This is a genomic window from Pseudaeromonas sp. HNCC25DJ182, assembly GCF_055413365.1.
Map to the genome: position 1 here is coordinate 18,676 of NZ_JBVAYG010000014.1, position 22,647 is coordinate 41,322.

The following is a 22,647-nucleotide window of genomic DNA, read 5'->3' on the forward strand; positions in this document are numbered from 1 at the left end:
ATATCCCACCTAGATGGGGACTGGTCTGTGCGAAAGATGATATCCCGCGTCGCCCAGACTCAGGCGAACTGCCCGGCGACCCAGCCGGAGCTCCAGGCCCACTGGAAATTGAAACCACCGAGATGACCCGAGACATCCATCACTTCGCCGATGAAGTAGAGCCCGGGCACCTGTTTGGCTTCCATGGTCTTGGAGGAGAGCTCGTCGGTGTCGACGCCGCCCAGGGTCACCTCGGCGGTGCGGTAACCCTCGGTGCCGTTGGGCAGCAGGCTCCAGCTGGCCAGCACATCCGCCACCGCCGCCAACTCCTTGGGTGTGTATTGACGCAACGGCTTGCTGTGTAACTCACCCCGCTCGATGAGCTTCTCCACCAGCCGTTTCGGCAGTTCACGCCCCAGCACGGTTTTCAACTCCTGGGCCGGGTGCTCACTCTGCCACTGCTGCAGCAGAGCCGGAATATCCCGCCCCGGCAGCAGGTTGATACGGATGGTTTGACCCGGCCGCCAGTAGGAGGAGATTTGCAGGATCACAGGTCCAGACAGACCACGATGGGTAAACAGCAGCGCCTCGCGAAAGCGGGTGCCATCCTCCGCCGAAACCTCGGCGGGCAGGCTGATCCCCGACAGCTCGGCGAAGGTCTCCTTGTCGGCCAGGTGCAGGGTAAAGGGCACGAGGCCGGCGTGAGTGGCCACGACCTTGAGGCCAAACTGTTCCGCCAAGCGGTATCCATAGGGGGTAGCCCCCAGTTTGGGCATCGACAGACCACCGGTAGCGACCACCAGGGAGTGACAGCTCAGGGCACCGCGCGAGGTTTGCAGGGCGAACCCGCCCTCGGTATGGCGGCTGACATTCACAATCTCGGTGGCCAGTTGCAGGGTCACGCCGGCCCATTCGCACTCGGTGAGCAAGACACGGACTATCTCCTTGGCCGAATCGATACAGAACAGTTGCCCGTGCTCCCGCTCTTCGTACTCCACGCCATGGCGCTCCACCAGCTCAATAAAATCGCGCTGGCTATAACGGGCCAGTGCTGACTTGGTGAAGTGGGGATTGCGACAGATAAAATTCTGCGGACCGGCATACAGATTGGTGAAGTTACAACGGCCGCCGCCGCTGATCAGGATCTTGCGACCGGGCTTCTTGGCATTATCCAGCACCAGCACCTGCCGCCCGCGATAGGCTGCCTGTGCTGCACACATCAATCCGGCAGCGCCAGCACCTATGATGATGACGTCCCATTGGGTTTGCTGACTCACTCCTGACTCTCCTGCCGACCGCGCCACATGGCGGGCGCCATTGTAACCAGCACCCGGCCGGGAATCATCTGCTGTAGCCGTTTATGCACCCGCCTCCGGCCAGGCAAAGCCATTGAGCTGCAAAAAATCCCGCTGTAACCCGGAAAAATCGCCCAGTTCGCGGAAGTTGTCCGCGCTCAGCACGGCGAGCAAAGCCAGAACCTCCTGCTGCACGTCGGGACGCAGCTCCCGCTCATCCAGCCGCCAGCGCCCCTGACTATCGACGCGCAGGCCTTGGTCACCATACAGCTGGTCGGCAAACAGCCGCGACATCTGCTCGATGCAGCCTTCATGCAGGCCTTTGGCCTTCATCACCTTCATCAGACACATCAGATAGACTGGCAAGAAGGGGATCACCAGGCTTGCCTTGGTCACCAACGCCTTGCAGATCACCGCCCGGGCATCGCCGCCCACAGACGCCAACAGTGGGCGTAGATTGGCCGCCGTCTGCTGCAGATGTTGCTTGGCATGCCCGAGGGTGCCATCCCGATACCAGGCATGGGTCAAGGCGGGGCCTTCATAAGAGAAAGAGAGCGTACGGAATCCCGGCGCCAGACAGCCCGCCTGCTGCAACTGCAGCACCCAGTTTTGCCAATCCTCGCCCCCCATCACCCGCTCGGTGGCCAGCACCTCCTCGGCGCTGGCCACCGGCATCTCCTGACGGATCAACTGCTGCTGCCCCAGATCCAGACCCCAGCCCTGAATGGGATGGCCCATACTTTTGAGCACCGACTGGTAACGCTGGCCATCGGCCATAATGCGGACGCCGGTGGCGAGTGAATAGACCAGCAGATCAATCTGCCCCCACTGGGCGCGGATCCACTCGATGATCTCCTGCTGTAATGCTGGCGCAAAGGCATCACCAAACCGGCTTTCGGCCGCCAAACCCGCGGCATTGGCCAGACGGGTAACCGCCAGCTGGTTATGCCAGCCCGCGCTGCCGGGATGTGTCTCGGAGGGAGCGCGCTCAAAGGCCACCCCCAAGGTTTCGGCTCCACCGCCAAAGGCCAACGAAATCCGGGCCGCCAGACCAAACCCCGAAGAGGCACCCAGGATCAGCACCCGTTTCGGGGCAACAAACCCGGGTTGTTGACGCACATAGGCAATCTGCGCCTCCACCGCACGCTGACATCCTGCGGGATGACAATTTTTGGCGACACAACCCTGGATCAGGGGCTCGGACATGACACACCTCCGGACAGGAAAACCGAGGGGAGGTTCAAGGTCACTCCCCTGCACGTAGTGGTACAACACATGGGTATCGGTAACGAGCTGCAGACTTGCCATTCACTTCAGGCTAAAGCGGGCAGCCCCAGTTGACAATCATCGGGCGTGATCGGGCTCGGATAATTGCTGCAAGGATCCGGTTTATCCAGGCGGTAACATGGCGCACACTATATAGAGATACCGGTATGGCGCCTCTTACCGCGCCAGGATCCCATGGCTTCATCCTCACGGAGGCTCATCATGAATGGTCAAACCTACCAGCATATTCTCGTCGCCATCGACCTGCGGGCGGACAATCATCCCGTTCTGGATAAAGCCATTGCCCTGGCCAAGACCCACTCCGCCAAGCTGTCGGTGATTCATGTCGATGTCGACCTGCGCGAGATCTACACCGAGATGATCGATATCGATATTGGTGAACTGCAGGATCATGCCCTGGCCGAAACCCGCAAGAAAATGGAGCAGGTACTGGCCGGGCTCGGCTTTCCCCTGGAGAAAAAGCTGGTGATCAGTGGCGATCTGGGGGAACAGGTCAATGAAGCCATCGCCCGCTACGGGATCGACCTGCTGGTCTGTGGCCACCATCAGAATTTCTGGAGTCTGCTCATCTCGTCGGCGCGACAACTGATGAACCAGGTGGAGTGCGACATGTTAGTGGTGCCGATCAAGGGCTAACCCCGGCCGTGACACTCCGGCCGTCGCCCGTCAAAAATCACGACCGCCCTGAAATTTATCGACCGCTTTCACAAGCCGGTAAAATTTGTGTATAGACTAGGTAAGCCACCCCAACGAAGGAGAGCTCTCATGGCAGGAAACGACGATTACGATCCGGATGATGCTGTATTCGAGGATGACGGCGACGAAGAAGGTTACGAAGAAGATTGGGATGACGATGACGAAGGTGCCTGGGACGATGATGATCTCATCGACGAGGATGACTTCGACGACGAAGAGTAACCACGCTTTTCAGACCCAAGGCCAGCCGATGCTGGCCTTACTTTTGCCCAGTCACAGCCTGCCCAGAGCCACAACCCCGAGTCGAGGAGAGTATGGATCCCCTGATCGCATTTTATCGGCACCAGGCGCCCGATCACCGGGGGCGCTGGCTGCAGCAGATCTGGCAAGCCTCACCAGGCTGGCTGGAGCAGACCCACGACTATATCCAGTGGTTGTTTCCACTACCGGAGCCTAGCCCGGTCAATCCGCTCGCCCCGGTGCTCACCACGGAGCAACGCCTGCTGTTTGCCCGGGATCCGGGTTTGCAACAGGGCCTACGCCGTAGCCTGCAGTTGATGTTGAGCCAGTTGGGGCTGGTGACAACCGCCGAAGAGTGGAGCCTGCAACCGGGGCTGAGCGCGGAAAGAGTCGCCTGGCTGGCCGCCAGCAATCACAACCAGTTACGCATCAGCCGGATGATCCGCAGCCTGGTGGCCTGCGGACTGATCCAGGAGGGGTTGCAACTGCAGCAACAAGTCCTGTTGCTCGGTCAGTACCGGGTCAATCCGGTGACGCTGGAATACTGGCGACATGCCCATGAACAGCTGCCGCCCCTACCCGCTTCCGATTCAGCCTCACCCGCAGTTACGACTCCGTTTCCCCGCCGTCACTTGTAACCCTTGCGCTCCAGCCAGCGCACCGCATAGCTGCAGGTGGCGACCAGTTGATAGTGCTGCTGTTCACACCAGCGGGCGCACGACTGCATCAGGGCATCCGCCACCCCCTGTCCGCGCAGGGTATCAGGCACCCAGGTATGCACTATGTTGACCCAGGTTTCCTGCAGTGAATACTCCAGACGCGCCTGTCCGGCGGCCAATGAGACAATGAATCTATGTTGTGCCGGTTGATGTTCGACCTGCATATGAACCTCCTGTCGGCGGTAAATAAGGAACTACTCCCAGTCTAGTCATCAGAGTGAAGCAGGCCGTGACCGGCTGCAAGCGCTTGCAATTCACCACACTCATCCGACCAGAGTCAATGAAAACGTAATCATCTGAAAATCAACCGTTTTCATAAAAATAAAGGTTGATCGGGGTCGCAAAAATCCTAATATCAAACGTGACAAGGCTCACAAAACACCACGAGGTGCATCATGAAAAATCTGTATCTGAACCTGACCACACTGTTGAATGGTAAATCAGAGACCCAGTACGCTCCGGCCACCCGCCAGTACTTCTTCCGCTACGAGCGTTGATCCGGTACTGCTGCGCCATATTAGCCAGCTTTCATGACAAACAAACCGCGCCCCGAGCGCGGTTTGTTGTTTTATGGCGTTCGCTGTTTTGTCATCCATCCTGTTTGGCGCCTTGCAGAATCCGGGGTCTTACGCGCCACCGCTTGGGGTATAGTGATAGGTGACTTCCCCACTGCCTCGAGGATGCGCCATGCCACTCTCCGACCGTTTACGTCAGCTCCGCTTGCTGCCTGTTATCGCCCTCAATCAGGCCACGCAGGCGGTTCCTCTGGGCCGAACCCTGATCGCAGCCGGGCTCCCCGCGGCCGAAATCACCTTCCGCACTCCGGCGGCCGCCGAGGCCATCCGCCTGCTGCGGACTGAGTTCCCGGAGCTGCTGATCGCCGCGGGCACCATACTCACACCGGCCCAGGTCGATACCGCTGTGGCCGCGGGGGCCGATGTCATCGTCAGTCCGGGATTGAATCCCACCACGGTGCGCTATTGCCAGCAGTTGGCAATCCCCATCATCCCCGGCATCAACAACCCCAGCCAGGTGGAACAGGCGCTGGAATTGGGGCTCTCGACCCTCAAGTTCTTCCCGGCCGAAGCCTCCGGGGGTATCGCCATGCTCAAGGCGCTCGCCGCCGTCTATCCGGTGCAATTCATGCCCACCGGCGGCATATCCCCCGCCAACCTGGAGAAATACCTGGCCCAGCCCAATGTCATCGCCTGCGGTGGCTCCTGGATGGTACCCGGGGATCTCATCGAGCAGGGCGATTGGCCCGCCCTCCACCAGCTCATCGCCGATGCTGTGGCCCTGTCGGCCCAGCCCTGAGCCCAGCCGGCAACCGTCGCCGGCATCCCGCTTGCGCTTCGCCCGCGACGGGGCAGAATAGGGGGCACTTTTTGTTGTCCGGCAGGCCCCCATGCATTCTGAACGCGATACCCGAATTCCCGTCACCATCATCACCGGCTTTCTCGGCAGCGGCAAAACCACCCTGCTGAACCACTGGGTCAAGCAACCCGAGCTCAGCGATTGCGCCGTGCTGATCAATGAGTTCGGCAGCGTCGGCCTGGATCATCAGCTGGTCAAACAGGTGGATGAACAGGTGATGCTGCTCGACTCCGGATGCATCTGCTGCTCGGTCCAGGGTTCGCTGGCTACCGCGCTGCAGGAGCTGTTCATGAAGGCGCTGCGCAAGGAGATCAAACCCTTCCGCCGCCTCATCATCGAGACCACCGGCCTGGCCGATCCGGCGCCCGTGCTGTTCACCCTGCGCCAGGACAACTTTATCGCCGAGCGTTACCGCTTCGATGGCATCGTCACGCTGGTGGATGCGGTGCATATCGAGGGGCAACTGGCACGGCAGTACGAGGCGGTCAAACAGATAGCCCTCGCCGATCTGCTGGTCATCAGCAAGAGCGATCTGGTCGCGCCCGAGGCGCTCAGCACCCTGCAACAACGGTTAGGTCAACTCAATGGCGCCGCGCCGCAACATGTGGTGCACGAGGGTGACCTGAGCCCAAGCGTGCTGGAGAAGATTGGCCCCTACAGCAGCGAGCGCGGCAAGGATGTGCGCAGTCTGCTGGCCTGGTTGCGGACCGAAGCGCCGAATCTGGGCATCGCCTCGCCATTACGCCCGGTAGCCACCACCACGGCCGCCGTCGGAGCCCAGCCCACAGTCCCCAACAGCCATGCCGATGTCGCCAGCTTCAGCCTGCGCTTCGGCACGCCGTTGCAACCCGCCCGCCTCATCGCCGCCGTCGAGGCGGTGCAGGCCCAGTTCGGTGATTCGCTGCTGCGGCTCAAAGGCATATTGCAGTTGGAGGGCGAAAGCCAGCCGCTGGTGATCCACGGCGTGCATGGCCAGCTCTACCCGCTGACCACGCTGGGCGACTGGCCGGAAGGCAAGGCCCAGAGCCGGCTGGTGTTTATCGTACGCGCCGCAGCAAAAGAGCCGATTGAACAACTGTTCCAGCAGGTTCTGGCCCAGCCGGAGCCCACCCTGGAGCAACAATTCCAGGCGCTGTTTAACCCCACGGCGCAGGGGACCGACCAGTAATTGGTTCCGTTGTTACACGGGTGTGGCGTAAGCTGACTCCTTGATGGCGCGGCGGTCATGCACTCGCCGCCGCGCCAGATGCCCGTTTCGAACCCGCTAACGACAGGATGTACCATGATCCGTAAGAATCCGTCCGGCCATCTGCCGGTCATTGATGAATCTGCCTATATCGACAAAACCGCCATCATCTGTGGCAAGGTCATCATCAAGGAAAACGTGTTTGTCGGCCCTTATGCGGTGATCCGCGCCGATGAGGTCGATGCATCCGGCGACATGGAGCCCATCATCATAGGGGCGAACTCCAACATTCAGGATGGCGTGGTGATCCACTCCAAATCCGGTGCCCCAGTGGTCATCGGTGAATTCACCTCCATCGCCCATCGCTCCATCGTCCATGGCCCCTGCGAAGTCGGCGATCGGGTGTTTCTCGGCTTCAACAGCGTGTTGTTCAACTGCCGGATTGGCGAAGGCTGCGTGGTGCGCCACAACGCCGTGGTCGATGGCTGCGATCTGCCACCTGGCTTCTATGTGCCCTCCACCACCCGCATCGGCCCCAAGACAGATCTGACCCAGATCCCGCGGGTCAGCGCCGATGCGACCGAGTTCTCTGAAGACGTGGCGCACACCAATATCGACTTGGTCAAAGGCTACAAGGCACTCTCCAACGAGTTCTGAGTCGCTCGGGCGCAGGCCAACCTCAGCACACTGCGCCCTGCCTTGACAGTCGCGCTATAACGGCGCGACAGTCGGAGTTCATCCGCTCAGGATTGGAGTCCACCATGTCACCCTTTGCCCAGGCAACCGCCCGCTTCAAACCCGGCTCCCCGGTCTGCGTGCTGCAGATCGAGGCGGACGCGACCCACCTCTACCACGGCGATGTCGGGGAAGAGGCCCGGCACCAGAGCCTGCCCATCGGCAGCCAGCAACTGGGACGCGGTCCCCTGCGCCACACGCCACCCTCGCCGCTGGAGCTGGAGCAGGCCATCGCCGAAGTCGAAGATCGCATCATGCCGCTGGCGCGCCAGTCGCTCGCCCCTTCCCGTCTGGTGCTGCTGGCTCCGGCGTTAGCGCCACTGGCCGCCGTCAGCCAGAGCGCAGAAGCCGTGTCCATTGAGCAGATTGAACGCTATTTTCAGCAGCTCGCCGCCCAGGCCGAAGGCGACCCCGGTGCCACCTCGCTCTTCGCGCCAACCCCGGAGTTTGCCGCCGCGCTGCTGATTGTGCGCGAGTGGATGCACCATCTGGGTTTCGAACAGCTTGAATTTGCCGCTGCCGAGCATCCGCCCCAGTAACTGGCAGGGTCACCACCGCCCGGTAAAACGGGCCCACAAAAAAGGCTCCCGCAGGAGCCTGTTGTCTATCTTCTTGGCCTTATGCCAAAACGGCCAGTGCAGCCGCGTAATCCGGCTCCTGAGCCACTTCCGGCACCAGCTCGCTGTGCAGCACCTTATCCTGCTCATCCAGCACGATGACAGCACGGGCCGTCAGCCCCACCAGCGGACCAGTGGCGAACGCGACACCGTAATCCTGCAGGAAGGCCGCACCGCGCATGGTGGACAGGGTGACGACCTTATCCAGCCCTTCGGCACCGCAGAAGCGCGCCTGGGCGAACGGCAGGTCGGCAGAGATGCACAACACCACTGTGTTGTTCAGGGCGCTGGCTTCGGCATTGAACTTGCGAACCGAGGTAGCACAAACCCCGGTATCCACGCTGGGGAAAATATTCAGAATTTTGCGTTGCCCGGCAAAGCTGGCCAGGGTGACATCGGCCAGATCCTTGGCCACCAGAGAGAATGGCTTGGCCTGGGAACCAACGGCTGGGAAATCACCAGCAACTTCGACCGGGTTCCCTTGCAGGGTAATAGTGTGGCTCATGTTCACTCCTGAGATTCGATGACAAAGAGGTACGGGTTGAGCCCTGAGTATAGGCAGCTTTTTGCCCCGGAAATACCGATCAACTACAAGGTTATTGACCCGGACACCGGCCAGGGCGTGATGCTCCTGACCGGCAGCCGGCTAGCCCTGACGCGCCTTGAAGCGGGGATTGGATTTGCAAATCACATACACCCGGCCACGCCGTTTGACGATTTGGCAATCGGGGTGGCGGGTCTTGGCAGTTTTCAGCGAGGCCAGTACTTTCATCACTTCTCCTCCTGCGATGTGCCACGGACCAGCGAGCCGAAACGCTGGGCGAATTTGGCAACCCGGCCTTCCGAGGAGACCACCTTCTGCTTCCCGGTGTAAAAGGGGTGTGACTCGCTGGAGACATCCAGTGCCACATAGGGATAGGTCTGGCCATCTTGCCGTTCGATGGTGCGCTGGGTGTGGATGGTCGAGCCGACCACAAAATAGGTGTCCGCCGCTGTGTCGTGGAAGACGACGGGACGGTATGCCGGATGGATATCGGGACGCATAGGAAAACCTCATGAGTGTTATGTTATAACACTCATGTTATTGAGAACCCCTCTCAATGTCCAGACAGTTTTTGCGTCGCGGGTAACCACCAACTGGTATCTGCTTTCGGCGTGCCGGGCGGCAAGGAGGGATTACTGAGTAAAAACAGGCGTCGTTGCGCCAGTTGGGCTTGCTGTAACAGTTGGCCATGGTGCTGCATAAAGAGCTGGCGCAAGGAGCCATCGGCTTGGGCGCGCTGCAAACCGAGTTGCAGACGCTCGGCCAGGGCCTGATTGTCCTTGCGGACGAAAAAATAGACCGGCCAGGGGTAATGAAAGGCCAACGTCGGCTCTACCATCAGCTCCGGGAAAGCAGCCTTCTGCTCGCCCAGCTCCTGCCAGGCTTCATTCAACCCCCGAGGGAAGCCGTCAAAGCGCCCACGAGCCAGCATGGCAAACAGGGACTCATAATGGGGGGCGGCGACAACCCGAAAACCGTTGTATTGCAGCAGCGGCAGATCCGCCCAATGCATGCCGAAACCCATCCGGAAGTGGCGCAATTCGGCCAGCGACTGGACAGCGGCGAAATCGGCTTGCTGCTGTTTGCGGATCAGCAGCACCCGGTACCCCAGCAGCCCGCGCAGGACATCAAATCGCACCGCACGCAGATCCCGCTCCCGCTGCAGGGTGGTCGGCATCGACACCACATCGATACGCCCCTCCTGCATCAGCGCCAAGCCCCGATCCTGGGTCACGGTGGTAAATTGCGGGCTTAAGCGGCATGCACCCAGCTCTTGGGTCTTATCCAGCACCAGCCGTAACAGGGCGGTGCGATAGGCGTAACGGGCATCCTGCTGGAAGTAACGAATCGAACAGAGCTCAGCCCTGACCGGCAGCCAGACACACAGCAGACAACAACTGAGCCCATACCAGAATCTCTTCACCATCACTGATCTCGATTGATGATCCCTATCCCGACACCCGACTTGCGACACGCCGAATGTCGGCGTCGCGACCATCATTGCAGCGAAACTCCCTGTGGCAAGACTAGCACAGCACGGGCGAGGCCCCGTGCTGAACGGCGTCAGCACACTCTCGGCGCACAGCTTGGGAGCAAAACCCACAGATCTGCTACCATGGCCCCTAGCTCCCATCGCCCCGTGCCGTGGCGATTTTCGTTGATTCTCAAGGTGCCACCATGTCATTTGCCGATCTTGCCCTCGCCCCCGTCCTGCTGGAGAACCTGCAGCGTCTGGGTTACCACCAGCCCACGCCCATCCAGCAGCAGGCGATCCCCGTCATTCTGGCCGGTCAGGATCTGATGGCCGGCGCCCAGACCGGCACCGGCAAGACCGCCGCCTTTGTGCTGCCGATCCTGCAACGGCTGCTGACGCAGCCGGCGGCCCAGCCCACCTCGACGGTGCGCGCCCTGATCCTGGTGCCGACCCGCGAACTGGCGATGCAGGTGCACCAGAGCGTCGAGCAGTACGGAGCTGGCAGCCAATTACGGGCCGCGCTGGTCTACGGCGGCGTCAGCATTGCCGCCCAGGCCGAGGTGCTGCAATCCGGCGTCGAGCTGGTAATCGCCACCCCGGGCCGCCTGCTGGACCATCTGCGCCAGGGGGTGGTGTCGCTGGCGGGCATCGAGGTGCTGGTGCTGGATGAGGCCGACCGCATGCTGGATATGGGCTTTGCTGACGAGATCAACGCCCTGCTGGCGCAACTGCCCGATGCGCGCCAGACACTGCTGTTCTCCGCCACCTTCAACGACGGCGTCTACCAGCTGGCGAAGAGTCGGCTGCGGGATCCGCAACGCATCGAGGTGGCACCGCGCAACAGTACCGCCCGCGAGATTGAGCAGCGGGTCTATGCGGTGGATAACGAGCGCAAGGCCGAGCTGGTCAGCCATCTCATCCGGGTCAAGGGCTACCAGCCGGTGCTCATCTTCAGCCGCACCCGCCTGGGCTGCGACAAGCTGGCCCAGCAACTGCTGGCGCACGGGGTACAGGCGCAAGCCCTGCACGGCGATCTCTCCCAGGCGGCGCGGGAGAAAGTGCTGCGGTCGTTCCGTGACGGCAGCCTGCAGGCGTTGGTCGCCACCGATGTCGCCGCCCGCGGGCTGGATATCCCCGAGCTGAACTATGTGCTGAATCTGGAGTTGCCCCATGTCGCCGAAGATTATGTGCACCGCATCGGCCGCACCGGCCGCGCCGGTAAGAAAGGGCTCGCCATCACCCTATTCAGCCCCGAAGACGCCCTGCGCCTGGAAGAGGTAGAAGCCGCGCTGGATCAGCGCCTGCCCCAGCAATGGTTCCCCGGCTTCGAACCGGATCTGACCAAAGCTGCCCCCGACCCCAGACGCCATAGCAAAACCGCGCAAAAACAACGCGCCAAGAAGCGAGCGTTGGGCGGCAAGGCTACAGGGAAATATCGCTGAGGCCGGATCCTGTTCGCCATTCGTGGGATGGGCGGTTTTTTCGCGCATCAGAGTTGAATACACTGATTGTTCTGATTTCATGGATGAGAGAAAGATGAATAGACGTTGTGGCTTTTGCCTGCTGGTCCTGACGCTGCTGTCAGGCTGTGCGACTGTTTCCTCCCTGGATGAGGCGATCGCGCAAAATGATCTGGCGCAGGTCAATGCTTTGCTCGATCAGGGAACACCGCCTGACAATCATGATGCCATGAACGGCGGAACCCCGTTGATGATGGCGGCGACCAATGGCTCTAGCGACATAGTCAAAACCCTGCTGGCGCACGGTGCCAATCCGGCGGCCAAAGACCAGTCGGGCAGCACAGCGCTGGAGATGGCGCTGACATCCGGGTGTACTGATTGCGCTATCGCGTTGCTCGAGCGCGGGATCGACGTCAACTATGTTGCCGATATAAATGGCTATACCCCGCTGGGATTGGCTGTCGTCTACGCAAATTGGCCTGTGGTCGAGTCGCTACTCAAGCACGGTGCCCGTTTAGATCTGGAGCCCAGATTTGGCTCTTCATACCTGTTGCTAGTAGCAGCGGGATCCTCATCGACCGAAGATAAAAAAATTACCGAGGAAAGGATACAGGTCGCCCGTAAGTTGCTGGAACTTGGCCAGAAAGTCGATTGGGGTGGTAGCAAGGCGCAGGGTTACAGCCCGCTGATCGTGGCGGCAGGTATGGGCAATGCCGGACTGGTCAGTTTTCTTATCGAACAGGGTGCCGATGTGAACCTGGTTTCGGAAGATGGACAAACGGCCCGCGCATGGGCGCAAAAGTGGAACCATCCAGAGATCGCCCAACTGATCGACCGGGAGGTGGCCCAGCTAGCGCAGCAGAAAAAGCAGAAATCTCAGGATGACCAGGCCAAGCGCGTCGAGGCGCAAAAATGTAAACAATTTGAACCAGACTGGTTCTGGCTGAATGGTAGTTGCAAGCAAGGGATAGCCGATGGCATGGGCGAAGTGGAATCTAGCAGCCGATTCCTGCGTGTGAAAGCCCATTTCCGAAAGGGATATTTTACTCAAGGCCAGCTTTTTGTACTGGAAGACCAGAAGTGGCATCTGCTCTACGAAGGGGGCTTTGAGGCGGGAGAACTACACGGTAAAGGGATTTGTGGTGATCAGAAAGAGCCCTGCCTCTGGGAACATGGGAAACGTGTCGATGCCTTGTTCCTTGCACGCCAGAAGCAACGCGCCGAGCAGCGGGAAGCCGAACGGCGCCAGGAACAAGCTCAAGCGGAGCTGAGGCTTTTGCAGATGGAACAGCAGGATGAAGAGCGACGCTTGGCCGACGTGGCCCGATGTCAGAAGCAGGCGCAGGAAGACACGGATGAGGAGACAATTGCCACCTGCGACGATCAAGGCAACATTCACGTCGAGAAAAAGAGTGCCGAGATCATGGCTCGTCAGCAAGCCATGTATCAAACCTTCGTCAATGTGACCGATGCGCTGGTGGCCAATGCCAATCAGGACCAGGCCACATCCAGTTACAACACGGCGGATACCAGCAGCTATAACCCACCCGATTCGACCGCCAGACTGAACGAACTGCAGCAGCAAATTCAGGCGGCGCAGCAGCGTCTGCAGGCGGAGCAACAAGCCGCCGCGCAGACCCGACAACCGGTCGATAGCCATACCCCCACCCGAACGGATGCCGCTGCATCCACTCCGGCCAGAGCCACGCCGCCAGCGCAATGGGATAGCGCCATGCCGGAGGCGCTGGCGGTCTGCTGGCACAACGACCAGAATTCCTGGTTCTGTGATGGCCCCTTGCAAACGACATTGGTGGGTGAAAAGGAGCTCAATGATGTCCGTAAGCTGGTTGGTTGTCGCACCAGCGACAGCGAAATTCACGAGCTGGGCAGCACAGGCCGCTATCGGGTGTTTGGCTGTGGCAGAGGATTGCGCTCCGGTGAGCGCGATATGCGTCCTCTACATGGCGTCAGTGGCGGCAATCAGTATCGTTGCCTGAAAAAGGACAATGATGCCGGTAAAATCTGTACCCAGATTTCCGATCAATAACCGCAGTTCGGCACAGTCTCTGTGCCCGGATTAAATGCTGATCTCCCTGTTGATGGTGGCCACCCGGCCACCATCCATCTGAGCCGGGTCAAAGACTATCAACCGGTGCCGATCGTCAGCCGCCCCAGACGCCATAGCAAAACCACCCAGAAACAACGCGCCAAGCAGCGAGCCTTGGGCAGCAAGGGCAAGCGCAGCTAAATCGCGATCCTGATAATGCCACCGCGACAGGGCAGCTCACGCTGACACGCCATGAACCCATCCGTGGGGGCTCCACCGCGCCATCCCTGGCGCAGAGGGTCAGCTTAGCGCTACCCAGTCGCTGTCGGGCGAGTCTGGTGATATCAGACAAGGCCCTGGCTCTGGCTCTGGCTCTGGCTCTGGCTCTGGCTCTGGCTCTGGCTCTTACCGAGCCTGACATGCTCCGCAAGGCCAAGGCATTCACCGACCCTCTGCCGCCCCGAGCGTGAGGCTGGCGGCAGGGAATGAGCCGCATGGATGCGGCGAGAGTCAGCGCTGGCACAGGGATGTGCCATCGCTGATGGTCACGGAGGCCAGCCGGTCAGCGAGGGATCAGGCGGCAGCGGGCATATAAGGCCGGGGGTTAAGGGGGCATGGCCTTATGCCCCCTTACCGCCGCCGTCCGCCGGAGGTGGGCAAATCACTGCAGCCTGCAAGGCGGAACCGGACCACTCGGGATCCTGAATCGGCACTCAACCAGCCCTCAATCTATGAACCAAATCAGGCCAGGAAATTGCGCCAGTCAACCGAGATATCGAGACTAACTAATAGTCTTTTGGCTCCCTAATCTGGTAATTTATCAGCAAATAATTAGCGGGAGTGTATTCATCATGATTGAGCAAACAGAACAGGTCGAGGTAGAAGAGATCCCCAAAAATGAACAACCCTTTGCCAAGTGTGCTTTTGGAGATGAACGCTTTAGATTGGCAAGAATGTTTACCAACTATTTTAACCGCACAAAATCTGATTCCGGATATGTAGCCAATCTAAATGGCGAATGGGGAACAGGTAAAACATTCTTTGTTACCGAATGGTCAAGATTATTAAAAGCGGAAGACTATGGCGTGGTATTTATTGATGCATGGAAATCTGACTATCTTGATGACCCATTATCAATTGTTGCATCAGAAATTCTACAGCAATTAACTGAACAGCTAAAAAATGAATTCAGCGTGCATGATTGCGAAGAAATCAAAAAAGGGATCTGGCGAAAATCAGCAGGTTTGACAAAGGCATTTTTACCAGCCATTGCTAAAGCGGTTAGTAAAAAATTTTTTGGTGACGACACAGTTGAGTTAATAAATGACCTTCTTACTGGTGCGATAGAATATTCAGAGCAAGATATACCAAAGAGTTTAAGTGATAAACTGGGTGAGTTTGGCGAACATGCCTTTGCAACACACCAACGGCATCGAGAGTTTGCCAATGATTTCAAATCAGAGCTACAGAAACTCATTGACTTAACATCAGAAAAAAGTGGGAAAGAGAAAGTTTATATTTTCATTGATGAACTTGACCGATGTAGGCCCACCTATGCCATCGAGATGCTTGAAACTATCAAGCATCTGTTTGATATCAAAAATTTGGTATTTATTATCTCAACGGATACCGCTCAACTCGAACATTCCATTAAAGCCGTATATGGAAATGGCTTTGATTCATTTGAATATTTACACCGTTTCTTCAAACAACGAATCACACTACCAAAACCGGATTATTATAAGTTTCTCTGCATGGCCAATGCGTTCGATGGCCTTGATTTCACCGAACATCATTACTACCCCAATATAGACTCTGCAGATAAATTAAGAGCCTTGGTGGCATTGCAAGCAGAAAACAATGAAATTAAACTTAGAAAGCTAGAGAACATTTATTCACAAATAGATGTATTCCTGACGAATATAGAACTCAAAAATAAAATAGCAATAGATCTAATATTTCTTGTTTCGGCAATATTCACCATAAACCTATCACAAATCCAACCCCTTGATTACACTAGATCAATTAAACCAGAAATCAGAGATGGGGGAATAACCGTACATAAAACCAGAATTACAAACTCCACAAACAGCAACATAATAGAATTTTACAATCAAATCGCATACTTCTTCATTACTGAATTTGAAAACCTATCAAGTCATCAAAAACAAATTTATAAGCCAAGTAAGCTTGACTTTGATAACCCATCCGATGGCGCAGCAAAAATATTATTTTTAGACATTGTGAATGGCTATTATTTTACCTACATCAACAACTTAGCGAATGATTTAACTCACAGCGGAATAACATTATTAACACATAATGAACTCACTGAAATGATACGACAGTTGAAAATTTCAGATATATTTAATCAATGACATGACCGTAGGGGCGATTAACAAACCGCAATAGCCCCTACACATAGCTCAATATTCATCACATGAAATATCCGGGGATATTGTATCTTCACAGATAGCAACATTAATTTAATGACCACAGATACAAATATAAAAAAACCTCGACGGTAATACCAGTCAGCGAAGGCGAGATAGCCTATTGAGCCAACCGTTGGCGGCAGGGATGCCGCCATCGAGCCCCCAGGGAAGGGTTTACGGCGAGTTGGCGAGAGAGGTTGTCTCGCCTGAACCCCGGAACTCTGAATCTCAAAACCTCTGACTTTCTGAATGAACGTCTGAGCCTCAAAACCTCTGAACGGATAAACATAAGGCTCCCATCGGGAGCCTTATTGGATGAATACCTGCGAGTCGAGCAGGTATCAGGCCAGCGGCGGGGTGCGCGGTGGTACCAGGCGCTTGCTGCCGGTAGCCTCGAATGCCGCGCCAAAGCGCAGCAGGTTATTGTCGTCATAGGCGCGACCGGCGAAGGTCAGGCCCACCGGCATGCCGATATCGGCCATCACCCCCATCGGCACGGTCACGGTCGGTACGCCCAGATGGCGAATCGCCAGGTTGCCGTTGGCAACCCAGACGCCGTTGCTCCAGGCGATATCGGCGGAGGCCGGATTCACATCAGCATCAGCCGGAGCGACGTCGGCTACCGTCGGGAACAGCACGGCGTCGAGCTTGAGCTCATCCATCCACTCTTCCAAGTCCAGCTTGCGGGTCTGCTCCAGACCACGCAGGCCGTCCGGCACCGAGGCGATCTCGTCGAACCGCTTGAGGCCGCGCTGGGCCATCTTGACGTATTCGTCCATCCCGGCCGCCAGATCGCCCTCGCGATTGGGCAGAGTGCCCGGATCGTGAGGGAAGATCTGCGGGCCATCGACATCGGCCAGCTTGTTGAGCTTGGGATCGCCGTTGGCACGCAGGAAGTCGTCGAACGCCCAGCCGGAGAGCTCCCACAGCTCGTCGTGCAGAAACTCGGGGCTGATGATGCCGCGATTAAACACAGTGGGCGCGCCGGGTCTGTCGCCTTCGCAGTTGGAGACCAGCGGGAAATCCACCTCAATCACTTCAGCACCCGCCGCTTCCAGCGCCTGACGGGCTTGCTCCCACAGGGCGATCACAGAGGCGCGGGTGTGGATACGCTGACCAGTGGGGCCGCCGATACCGGGGTTGTCGCTGGTGCCGGCCAATTCATCTTTATTGATGAACATGCGCGGCACGCCGAGGCGCTTGCCCTTGAGGCTGTCGGCGCTGGCCGCCAGATCCAGATAAGAAGCCGGACGCACTTGCGAGGCCTTGGGGATCGGCACCCAGGGCTGCAGACGCCACAGATCGCCGCGGGTGTCGGCATCGTCGGCCACCACCAGATCCAGCACTTCCAGGAGGTCTGCCATGGTGCGGGCATAGGGCACCACCACATCCATGGTCGGGGTCAGCGGCCAGTTGCCGCGCACCGAGATGACGCCGCGCGACGGCGTGTAGGCGCACAGACCGTTGTTGGAGGCCGGTCCCCGTCCGCTGGACCAGGTCTCTTCGGCCAGGCCAAAGGCGGCGAAGCTGGCGGCGGTGGCGGTACCAGCGCCGTTGGAGGAGCCGGAGGCAAAGGGCGCGGTCAGGTAGTCGGCGTTGTAGGGGCTCTCGGCGCGGCCATAGACGCCGCGTTGCATGCCGCCATTGGCCATCGGCGGCATATTGGTCTTGCCCAGACAGATAGCCCCGGCGGCGCGCAGCCGTTCGATGGTGAAGGCGTCGCGCTGGGCCACCAGATCCTTGAACGCCGGGCTGCCGGAGGCGGCGGTCAGCCCCTTGACCAGATAGCTGTCCTTGGCGGTGTAGGGAATGCCATCCAGCGGGCTCAACAGCTCACCCCGGGCACGGCGGGCATCGGAGTCTGCGGCCTCTTTGAGCGCATCGGGATTCGGCACCACGACGGCATTGAGCTTGGTGGCGGTCTCGGGGCCGTTGTAGGCGGCGATGCGGGCCAGATAGGCCTGAACCAGTTCGACCGCCGTGGTGCGGCCGGATTCGAGCGCGGCACGCAGCTCGGCAATGGAAACTTCGGTCACTTCAATCATGCTGGACCTCCTAAAAACAATGATGATTTGGCCGGCTAGCCAACGCATTTAGCGCACCTGACCACCCGGTTATTAAAGCGATAAAACCCTGGCAGCGGGCGATGCCGATCACTTAAGGCAAATGCAGGGGCATTCCCTTTCACCAACACGCCGTAAACCCATCCCTGGGGCTCGATGGCGGCATCCCTGCCGCCAACGGTTGGTTCAATGGGAACACCCCTGCCTTCGCGGATCCCCATTGCCACTAGCAAGGGAGGAGGAACGATCAGCAGCCCTGGATCTATTTGCCGCTCGGGATCTGCTGGGTGATGCAGTGAATATTGCCACCGCCCAGCAGGATCTCGCGGGCCGGTACGCCGACCACTGTATGGTCGGGGAAAATATCTTCCAGCTTGGCCTGGGCCAGACCGTCAGTGGCCGGATCCAGCAGCGGATAGACGATGCGGTCGTTGGTGATCAGGAAGTTGACGTAGGAGCCCGCCAGACGGTGGCCGGAGTCACGCGGTACGCCGCTGCCATCTACCACGCCTTGGGCCTCTTCGGCGCTGCAAAACAGCGGGCCCGGTTGCGGGATCAGCCAGACTTTCAGCTTGCGGCCCTTGGCATCTGTGGTGTTCTCGAGCACCTCCAGCGCCGCCTTGGAGCGGGCATACTGGGGGTCGTTCACATCATCGGTCCAGGTCAGCAGCACTTCCCCCGGACGCACGAAGCAGCACATGTTGTCGATGTGGCCGTCGGTCTCGTCCAGATAGACGCCTTCGTCCAGCCAGATAAAGCTCTGCACGCCCAGATAGTCGCGCAGATGCTGTTCAATCTGTTCTTTGCTCAGATGCGGGTTGCGGTTTTCATTGAGCAGGCACTCGGCGGTGGTGATGCAGGTGCCTTCGCCATCGACATGGATGGAGCCCCCTTCCAGGATCAAGGGCGCCTTGTAGCGGGCAAAGCCGTGCTGATCGGCCATCTGACCGGCGACCAGCTCATCCTGGCTCCAGGGGTGGTAGAGACCGCCTTTGAAGCCGCCCCAGGCGTTGAAGCCCCAATCCACGGCACGGCATTCACCGGCGGCGTTGATGACCACGGTCGGACCGGTGTCGCGGGCCCAGCAGTCGTCGCTATTCATCTCAACGAGCGTGACATGGGCTGGCATGATGGCGCGGGCCTGGGCCATAAACTCGCCAGGCACGCCCATAAACACCGGGGTAGCCGCGCCAATGGCATCCGCCACTTGGGCAAAGGTGGACTGGGCAAAACGCCCCGCCTCACGCCAGTTGTCCGGACGGAACGGCCAAATCATCCAGACCGCCTGTTGCGGAGCCCACTCGGCAGGCATAAAGAAACCGTCGACGGCAGGCAGGGTGTTCAAAAGTTTGCTCATTACTGATCCCTCACGCAGGCAGGGTGACTGCCAGAAAAGCGGCAACAGGCGGCGCAGGTCAAGGCGCGCCGCCACACGAAGATGGGGCCAGTGTAGAAACTTGCGCCATCATCCATCAAATGAATAATATGCATCTAGCTATTAATCACGCGAATAAACCAAGCCATGAAACTGCATCAGCTGGATCTGAATCTGCTGCTGGCGTTTGACGCCCTGATGACAGCACGGAACGTCACCCGCGCCGCCCAGCAACTCTATATTAGCCAACCGGCGATGAGTCATGCCCTGAACCGGCTGCGCCAGTTCTTTGCCGACCCGCTGCTGGTGCGCACACCCCAGGGGATGATGCCCTCGCCCCGGGCGCTGAAACTGCACACCGGGGTGCGTCAGGCGCTGTTGCTGCTGGAACAACAGTTGGACGACGAGGAGCAGTTTATCCCCGCCGAATCGAGCCGTCGTTTCGTCATCAGCACCACCGACTATGTGGAGTGTGTGCTGATCCCGCCGCTCATCTCCCGTCTCAAGCAGCTGGCGCCCCGGGTGACCATTGAAATTCTGATCCTGCGCGACACCCTGCCGGAGCAGGAGCTGGCCAGCGGCGCCATCGATCTGGTGCTGGGGTTCGATGAATATATGCAGGTGCCGCCCCATCTGTGCCGGGAGACCTGGCTCACCGAGCCGCTGTGCGGCCTGGTGCGGAGCGACCATCCCCAGGTTGGTGAGGCGCTGAGCCTGCCACAGCTGATCGCCACTCCCCATGTCTTTCACTCGCCACTGGGCACCCGGGAGTCCATCGTCGATCACTTTCTGGCAGGCCAGGGTCTGCAGCGGGAGATCTCGGTCAACAGTCAGAGTTATATGTCGGCCGCCGCCATCGTGAGCCAAAGCGACCACCTGCTGGTGTTGCCACGCAAGGTCGCCGAGCTGCTGGCCACCGGCTGGCCGCTGAAACAGGTCAATTTGCCGCTCGAGATGCCCAGCTATCACCTCAACTGCGTCTGGCATCCGGTTCACGATCAGCAACCGGCACAAGCCTGGTTGCGGCAGCTGATGCGGGAATTAGTCAGAGCGCCATAAACAAAAACGCCAGCACTGAGGCTGGCGTTTGCAGTTTCACATTCCGCCGCGCAGGGCGAAAAGATTACTCGGTGACTTCTTTGGTGCCGGTGACGGAGATGGTCACGCGACGATCCGGAGCCAGGCACGCGATCACGGCCTTCTTACCCTTCACGGTGTCGCACTGGGTACCGGTAACCGGGCTGGATTCGCCACGACCTTCGGTGGAGATCTTGTCGGCCGGAATGCCCTTGCTTACCAGATAGTCAGCAACTGTCTTGGCACGCTTCTCGGACAGCACCTGGTTGGAAGCATCAGAACCGATGCGGTCGGTGTAACCGACGACCAGAGCAGAGCCATCTTTCGGAGTTTCAGCCTGGATTTGACTATACAGGGTATCCAGAGCTGCGACGCCTTCCGGCTTCAGGCTGGAGCGACCAAAATCAAACAGCACATCAGAAGAGAGGTTGAATTCCTTGGTCACAGTGACCGGAGCCGGTGCTGGCTCAGGAGCAGCAACCGGTGCCGGAGCGGCAGCTGGAGCCACCTGGCCGAAGCGGTAGCTGACGCCGAGGCTCAACAAACCATTGTCCGGCTCGAAACCGATCTCGTCCTTGTCACCAATCTTGCTGACCCATTGGTATTCAAAACGCGCAGCCCAATCCCGGGTAATGGCGTATTCAGTACCGAATGCCAGCAGAGGGGCGACACCAGAGGAGCTCTCGCTGCCATTCTCGCTCTTGTAGCTGAAACCACCCAACTTACCGTAGATATCGGTGCCGGAACCCAGGTCATAGCTCAGCTTGGCCGCCAGTTGGACGCCTTGTGATTTGACTTCGCCATCGCCAAGAGAGGATTTGTAGGTCATCTTGTCCAGATAGTCATAACCACCTTCAATCCCAAACCAGCTGTTCAACTGATAACCTGCGAACACGCCGGCTCCGACGCCATCATGGCTGTCGACGTCATAATCAGTCAGCAGGCTGGATACGTCGCTGGTACCGACGCTGAAATTGGACCAACCCAGTTTACCACCGGCATACCAGGTGTTGTCTTGCGGGGCAGCCTGAGCTGCCGTCATGGCAAACAAACCTGCAATCGCCACTGCAATAGCTGTCTTTTTCATCGTTTTTGCCTCTTCTTGTGTGATTCCCATCGGCGACAGTGCACTGTCGCTATCCGTGTTACCCGAGTGCTCGGTCAATGATGACAGGAAGCCAAGGAGGCCTCCACGTCCATTAACTAGATCACGCGCACGCGTGATGTCAAAAAGCTTAGCTCTTAAAGAGTCCCTATGCCACACGGTGCGACGAAAAAAACAGCTGGCCATTCTTAAAGCACACAATAAAACAGTCCCGGAAATCCGAGTCACGACTCAGGTAGATACCGATACCCGATCCCGGTCTCGGTCAGTAGATAGCGCGGCAGCGTTGGATCTTGCTCCAATTTTTGCCGCAGATGGCCCATGTAGATGCGTAGATAGTGGTTGTGCTCAATGAAGGTCGGCCCCCAGACCGCCAGTAGCAGTTGCCGGTGAGTCAACACCTTGCCGGGATGGGCCAGCAGCTCCCCCAGCAGCCGGAATTCAATCGGCGTCAAGTGAATATCCTCACCATCCCGGCTGACACGGCGACTGACCAGATCGACACTGACCTCGCCGAGCCGAATCACGGGAGAGACTGCCTCCGGGCTCTGCCCGCGGCGTCGCAGGGCAACCCGCACCCGGGCCAGCAGCTCGCCGATGCCAAACGGCTTGATCAGATAATCATCCGCCCCGGCATCCAGCGCCTGGATCTTGTCGGTCTCGTCCACCCGCGCCGAGAGCACGATCACCGGGACAGGGCTCCAGCGCCGCAGATCCCGGATAAAATCCTGGCCATCGCCATCCGGCAGCCCCAGATCCAGCACTACCAGATCCGGTTTGCGGGTCGCCGCCTCAAGCAGCCCCCGTTGCACACCATCAGCTTCGCACACCCGGAAGCCTTCAGCCTCCAGGGCGGTACGCACGAAACGGCGGATCGCCTGTTCATCCTCGACGATGAGAATGGTTGCCAAGGTTTCGCTCAATCAACCTCCTGCGTAT

At 58.8% G+C, this 22,647-nt stretch carries 24 protein-coding genes; 13 read left to right on the forward strand and 11 right to left on the reverse strand.

Annotated elements, in window-relative coordinates; all coding sequences use genetic code 11:
• Nucleotides 1-59: 59 nt before the first annotated feature.
• On the reverse strand, nucleotides 60-1,256 hold the full coding sequence (locus tag ACZYUB_RS11940) for a BaiN/RdsA family NAD(P)/FAD-dependent oxidoreductase (RefSeq protein ID WP_463948164.1): 1,197 nt from the start codon (nucleotides 1,254-1,256) through the stop codon (nucleotides 60-62).
• Nucleotides 1,257-1,337: 81 nt separating this feature from the next.
• Nucleotides 1,338-2,480, reverse strand: coding sequence for an enoyl-ACP reductase FabV (fabV, locus tag ACZYUB_RS11945; protein WP_463948166.1), 1,143 nt, complete (start codon nucleotides 2,478-2,480; stop codon nucleotides 1,338-1,340).
• A 282-nt stretch (nucleotides 2,481-2,762) separates the two neighbouring features.
• On the opposite strand from fabV, the gene ACZYUB_RS11950 reads away from it, so the two are divergent.
• The 3 genes from ACZYUB_RS11950 (at nucleotide 2,763) to ACZYUB_RS11960 (ending at nucleotide 4,135) form a co-directional block, all read left to right on the forward strand.
• On the forward strand, nucleotides 2,763-3,197 hold the full coding sequence (locus ACZYUB_RS11950) for a universal stress protein (protein WP_463948168.1): 435 nt from the start codon (nucleotides 2,763-2,765) through the stop codon (nucleotides 3,195-3,197).
• 129 nt (nucleotides 3,198-3,326) lie between these two features.
• Nucleotides 3,327-3,479 (forward strand): hypothetical protein, encoded by a 153-nt coding sequence (locus ACZYUB_RS11955; protein WP_463948170.1) that lies wholly within the window; start codon nucleotides 3,327-3,329, stop codon nucleotides 3,477-3,479.
• 92 nt (nucleotides 3,480-3,571) lie between these two features.
• Entirely contained in the window at nucleotides 3,572-4,135 is a 564-nt protein-coding gene (locus ACZYUB_RS11960) for an opioid growth factor receptor-related protein (protein ID WP_463948172.1), read from the forward strand.
• On the opposite strand, the gene ACZYUB_RS11965 is transcribed toward ACZYUB_RS11960, so the two are convergent.
• Nucleotides 4,126-4,380 (reverse strand): GNAT family N-acetyltransferase, encoded by a 255-nt coding sequence (locus tag ACZYUB_RS11965; protein ID WP_463948174.1) that lies wholly within the window; start codon nucleotides 4,378-4,380, stop codon nucleotides 4,126-4,128. The two genes, ACZYUB_RS11960 and ACZYUB_RS11965, sit on opposite strands and share 10 nt — an antisense overlap.
• A gap of 523 nt (nucleotides 4,381-4,903) precedes the next feature.
• Here ACZYUB_RS11965 and ACZYUB_RS11970 point away from each other — a divergent pair.
• The 4 genes from ACZYUB_RS11970 to ACZYUB_RS11985 all read left to right on the forward strand — a co-directional run bounded on the left by ACZYUB_RS11970 (nucleotide 4,904) and on the right by ACZYUB_RS11985 (nucleotide 8,050).
• Nucleotides 4,904-5,530 (forward strand): bifunctional 4-hydroxy-2-oxoglutarate aldolase/2-dehydro-3-deoxy-phosphogluconate aldolase, encoded by a 627-nt coding sequence (locus ACZYUB_RS11970; protein WP_463948175.1) that lies wholly within the window; start codon nucleotides 4,904-4,906, stop codon nucleotides 5,528-5,530.
• 91 nt (nucleotides 5,531-5,621) lie between these two features.
• Nucleotides 5,622-6,758 carry a CobW family GTP-binding protein gene (locus tag ACZYUB_RS11975; RefSeq protein WP_463948177.1) on the forward strand — a complete coding sequence of 379 codons (1,137 nt, stop codon included), beginning with the start codon at nucleotides 5,622-5,624 and terminating at the stop codon, nucleotides 6,756-6,758.
• A 114-nt stretch (nucleotides 6,759-6,872) separates the two neighbouring features.
• Nucleotides 6,873-7,433, forward strand: coding sequence for a gamma carbonic anhydrase family protein (locus ACZYUB_RS11980; RefSeq protein WP_460882463.1), 561 nt, complete (start codon nucleotides 6,873-6,875; stop codon nucleotides 7,431-7,433).
• A gap of 104 nt (nucleotides 7,434-7,537) precedes the next feature.
• Entirely contained in the window at nucleotides 7,538-8,050 is a 513-nt protein-coding gene (locus tag ACZYUB_RS11985) for a hypothetical protein (RefSeq protein ID WP_463948179.1), read from the forward strand.
• A 79-nt stretch (nucleotides 8,051-8,129) separates the two neighbouring features.
• On the opposite strand, the gene tpx is transcribed toward ACZYUB_RS11985, so the two are convergent.
• The 4 genes from tpx to ACZYUB_RS12005 all read right to left on the reverse strand — a co-directional run bounded on the left by tpx (nucleotide 8,130) and on the right by ACZYUB_RS12005 (nucleotide 10,098).
• Nucleotides 8,130-8,633, reverse strand: a complete 504-nt coding sequence (gene tpx / locus ACZYUB_RS11990; RefSeq protein WP_463948181.1) for a thiol peroxidase — start codon at nucleotides 8,631-8,633, stop codon at nucleotides 8,130-8,132.
• Between the two features lie 141 nt (nucleotides 8,634-8,774).
• Nucleotides 8,775-8,900 (reverse strand): type B 50S ribosomal protein L36, encoded by a 126-nt coding sequence (ykgO, locus tag ACZYUB_RS11995; protein ID WP_463948293.1) that lies wholly within the window; start codon nucleotides 8,898-8,900, stop codon nucleotides 8,775-8,777.
• Entirely contained in the window at nucleotides 8,900-9,172 is a 273-nt protein-coding gene (locus ACZYUB_RS12000) for a type B 50S ribosomal protein L31 (protein ID WP_463948183.1), read from the reverse strand. Before ACZYUB_RS12000 ends, ykgO begins: the two co-directional genes overlap by 1 nt.
• A 53-nt stretch (nucleotides 9,173-9,225) precedes the next feature.
• Nucleotides 9,226-10,098, reverse strand: coding sequence for a substrate-binding periplasmic protein (locus ACZYUB_RS12005; RefSeq protein ID WP_463948185.1), 873 nt, complete (start codon nucleotides 10,096-10,098; stop codon nucleotides 9,226-9,228).
• A 251-nt stretch (nucleotides 10,099-10,349) separates the two neighbouring features.
• Here ACZYUB_RS12005 and ACZYUB_RS12010 point away from each other — a divergent pair, with 251 nt between their 5' ends.
• The 5 genes from ACZYUB_RS12010 (at nucleotide 10,350) to ACZYUB_RS12030 (ending at nucleotide 16,031) form a co-directional block, all read left to right on the forward strand.
• The gene (locus ACZYUB_RS12010; protein WP_463948188.1) at nucleotides 10,350-11,588 is read left to right on the forward strand and encodes a DEAD/DEAH box helicase; all 1,239 of its coding nucleotides are present in this window, start codon (nucleotides 10,350-10,352) and stop codon (nucleotides 11,586-11,588) included.
• A gap of 94 nt (nucleotides 11,589-11,682) precedes the next feature.
• A complete protein-coding gene (locus tag ACZYUB_RS12015; RefSeq protein WP_463948190.1) occupies nucleotides 11,683-13,653 on the forward strand; it encodes an ankyrin repeat domain-containing protein in 1,971 nt (656 codons plus the stop codon).
• Nucleotides 13,654-13,674: 21 nt separating this feature from the next.
• On the forward strand, nucleotides 13,675-13,854 hold the full coding sequence (locus tag ACZYUB_RS12020; protein ID WP_463948192.1) for a hypothetical protein: 180 nt from the start codon (nucleotides 13,675-13,677) through the stop codon (nucleotides 13,852-13,854).
• Nucleotides 13,855-13,991: 137 nt separating this feature from the next.
• Nucleotides 13,992-14,123, forward strand: a complete 132-nt coding sequence (locus ACZYUB_RS12025; protein WP_463948193.1) for a hypothetical protein — start codon at nucleotides 13,992-13,994, stop codon at nucleotides 14,121-14,123.
• A 381-nt stretch (nucleotides 14,124-14,504) separates the two neighbouring features.
• Nucleotides 14,505-16,031: a KAP family P-loop NTPase fold protein gene (locus tag ACZYUB_RS12030; protein ID WP_463948195.1), complete on the forward strand. Its 1,527-nt coding sequence runs from the start codon at nucleotides 14,505-14,507 to the stop codon at nucleotides 16,029-16,031.
• A gap of 398 nt (nucleotides 16,032-16,429) precedes the next feature.
• Here the strand turns inward: ACZYUB_RS12030 and ACZYUB_RS12035 are convergent, their stop codons facing one another.
• Both ACZYUB_RS12035 and aguA read right to left on the reverse strand, forming a co-directional pair.
• Nucleotides 16,430-18,133, reverse strand: coding sequence for an amidase (locus ACZYUB_RS12035; RefSeq protein WP_463948197.1), 1,704 nt, complete (start codon nucleotides 18,131-18,133; stop codon nucleotides 16,430-16,432).
• 280 nt (nucleotides 18,134-18,413) lie between these two features.
• The gene (gene aguA, locus ACZYUB_RS12040) at nucleotides 18,414-19,508 is read right to left on the reverse strand and encodes an agmatine deiminase (protein ID WP_463948199.1); all 1,095 of its coding nucleotides are present in this window, start codon (nucleotides 19,506-19,508) and stop codon (nucleotides 18,414-18,416) included.
• Between the two features lie 165 nt (nucleotides 19,509-19,673).
• Between aguA and ACZYUB_RS12045 the strand changes: the two genes are divergently transcribed.
• On the forward strand, nucleotides 19,674-20,585 hold the full coding sequence (locus ACZYUB_RS12045) for a LysR family transcriptional regulator (RefSeq protein ID WP_463948201.1): 912 nt from the start codon (nucleotides 19,674-19,676) through the stop codon (nucleotides 20,583-20,585).
• A gap of 64 nt (nucleotides 20,586-20,649) precedes the next feature.
• On the opposite strand, the gene ompA is transcribed toward ACZYUB_RS12045, so the two are convergent.
• Together ompA and kdpE are read right to left on the reverse strand one after the other, a co-directional pair.
• Entirely contained in the window at nucleotides 20,650-21,690 is a 1,041-nt protein-coding gene (gene ompA / locus ACZYUB_RS12050) for a porin OmpA (RefSeq protein WP_463948202.1), read from the reverse strand.
• A gap of 242 nt (nucleotides 21,691-21,932) precedes the next feature.
• Nucleotides 21,933-22,631 carry a two-component system response regulator KdpE gene (gene kdpE / locus ACZYUB_RS12055; RefSeq protein ID WP_463948204.1) on the reverse strand — a complete coding sequence of 233 codons (699 nt, stop codon included), beginning with the start codon at nucleotides 22,629-22,631 and terminating at the stop codon, nucleotides 21,933-21,935.
• Nucleotides 22,632-22,647 lie beyond the last annotated feature (16 nt).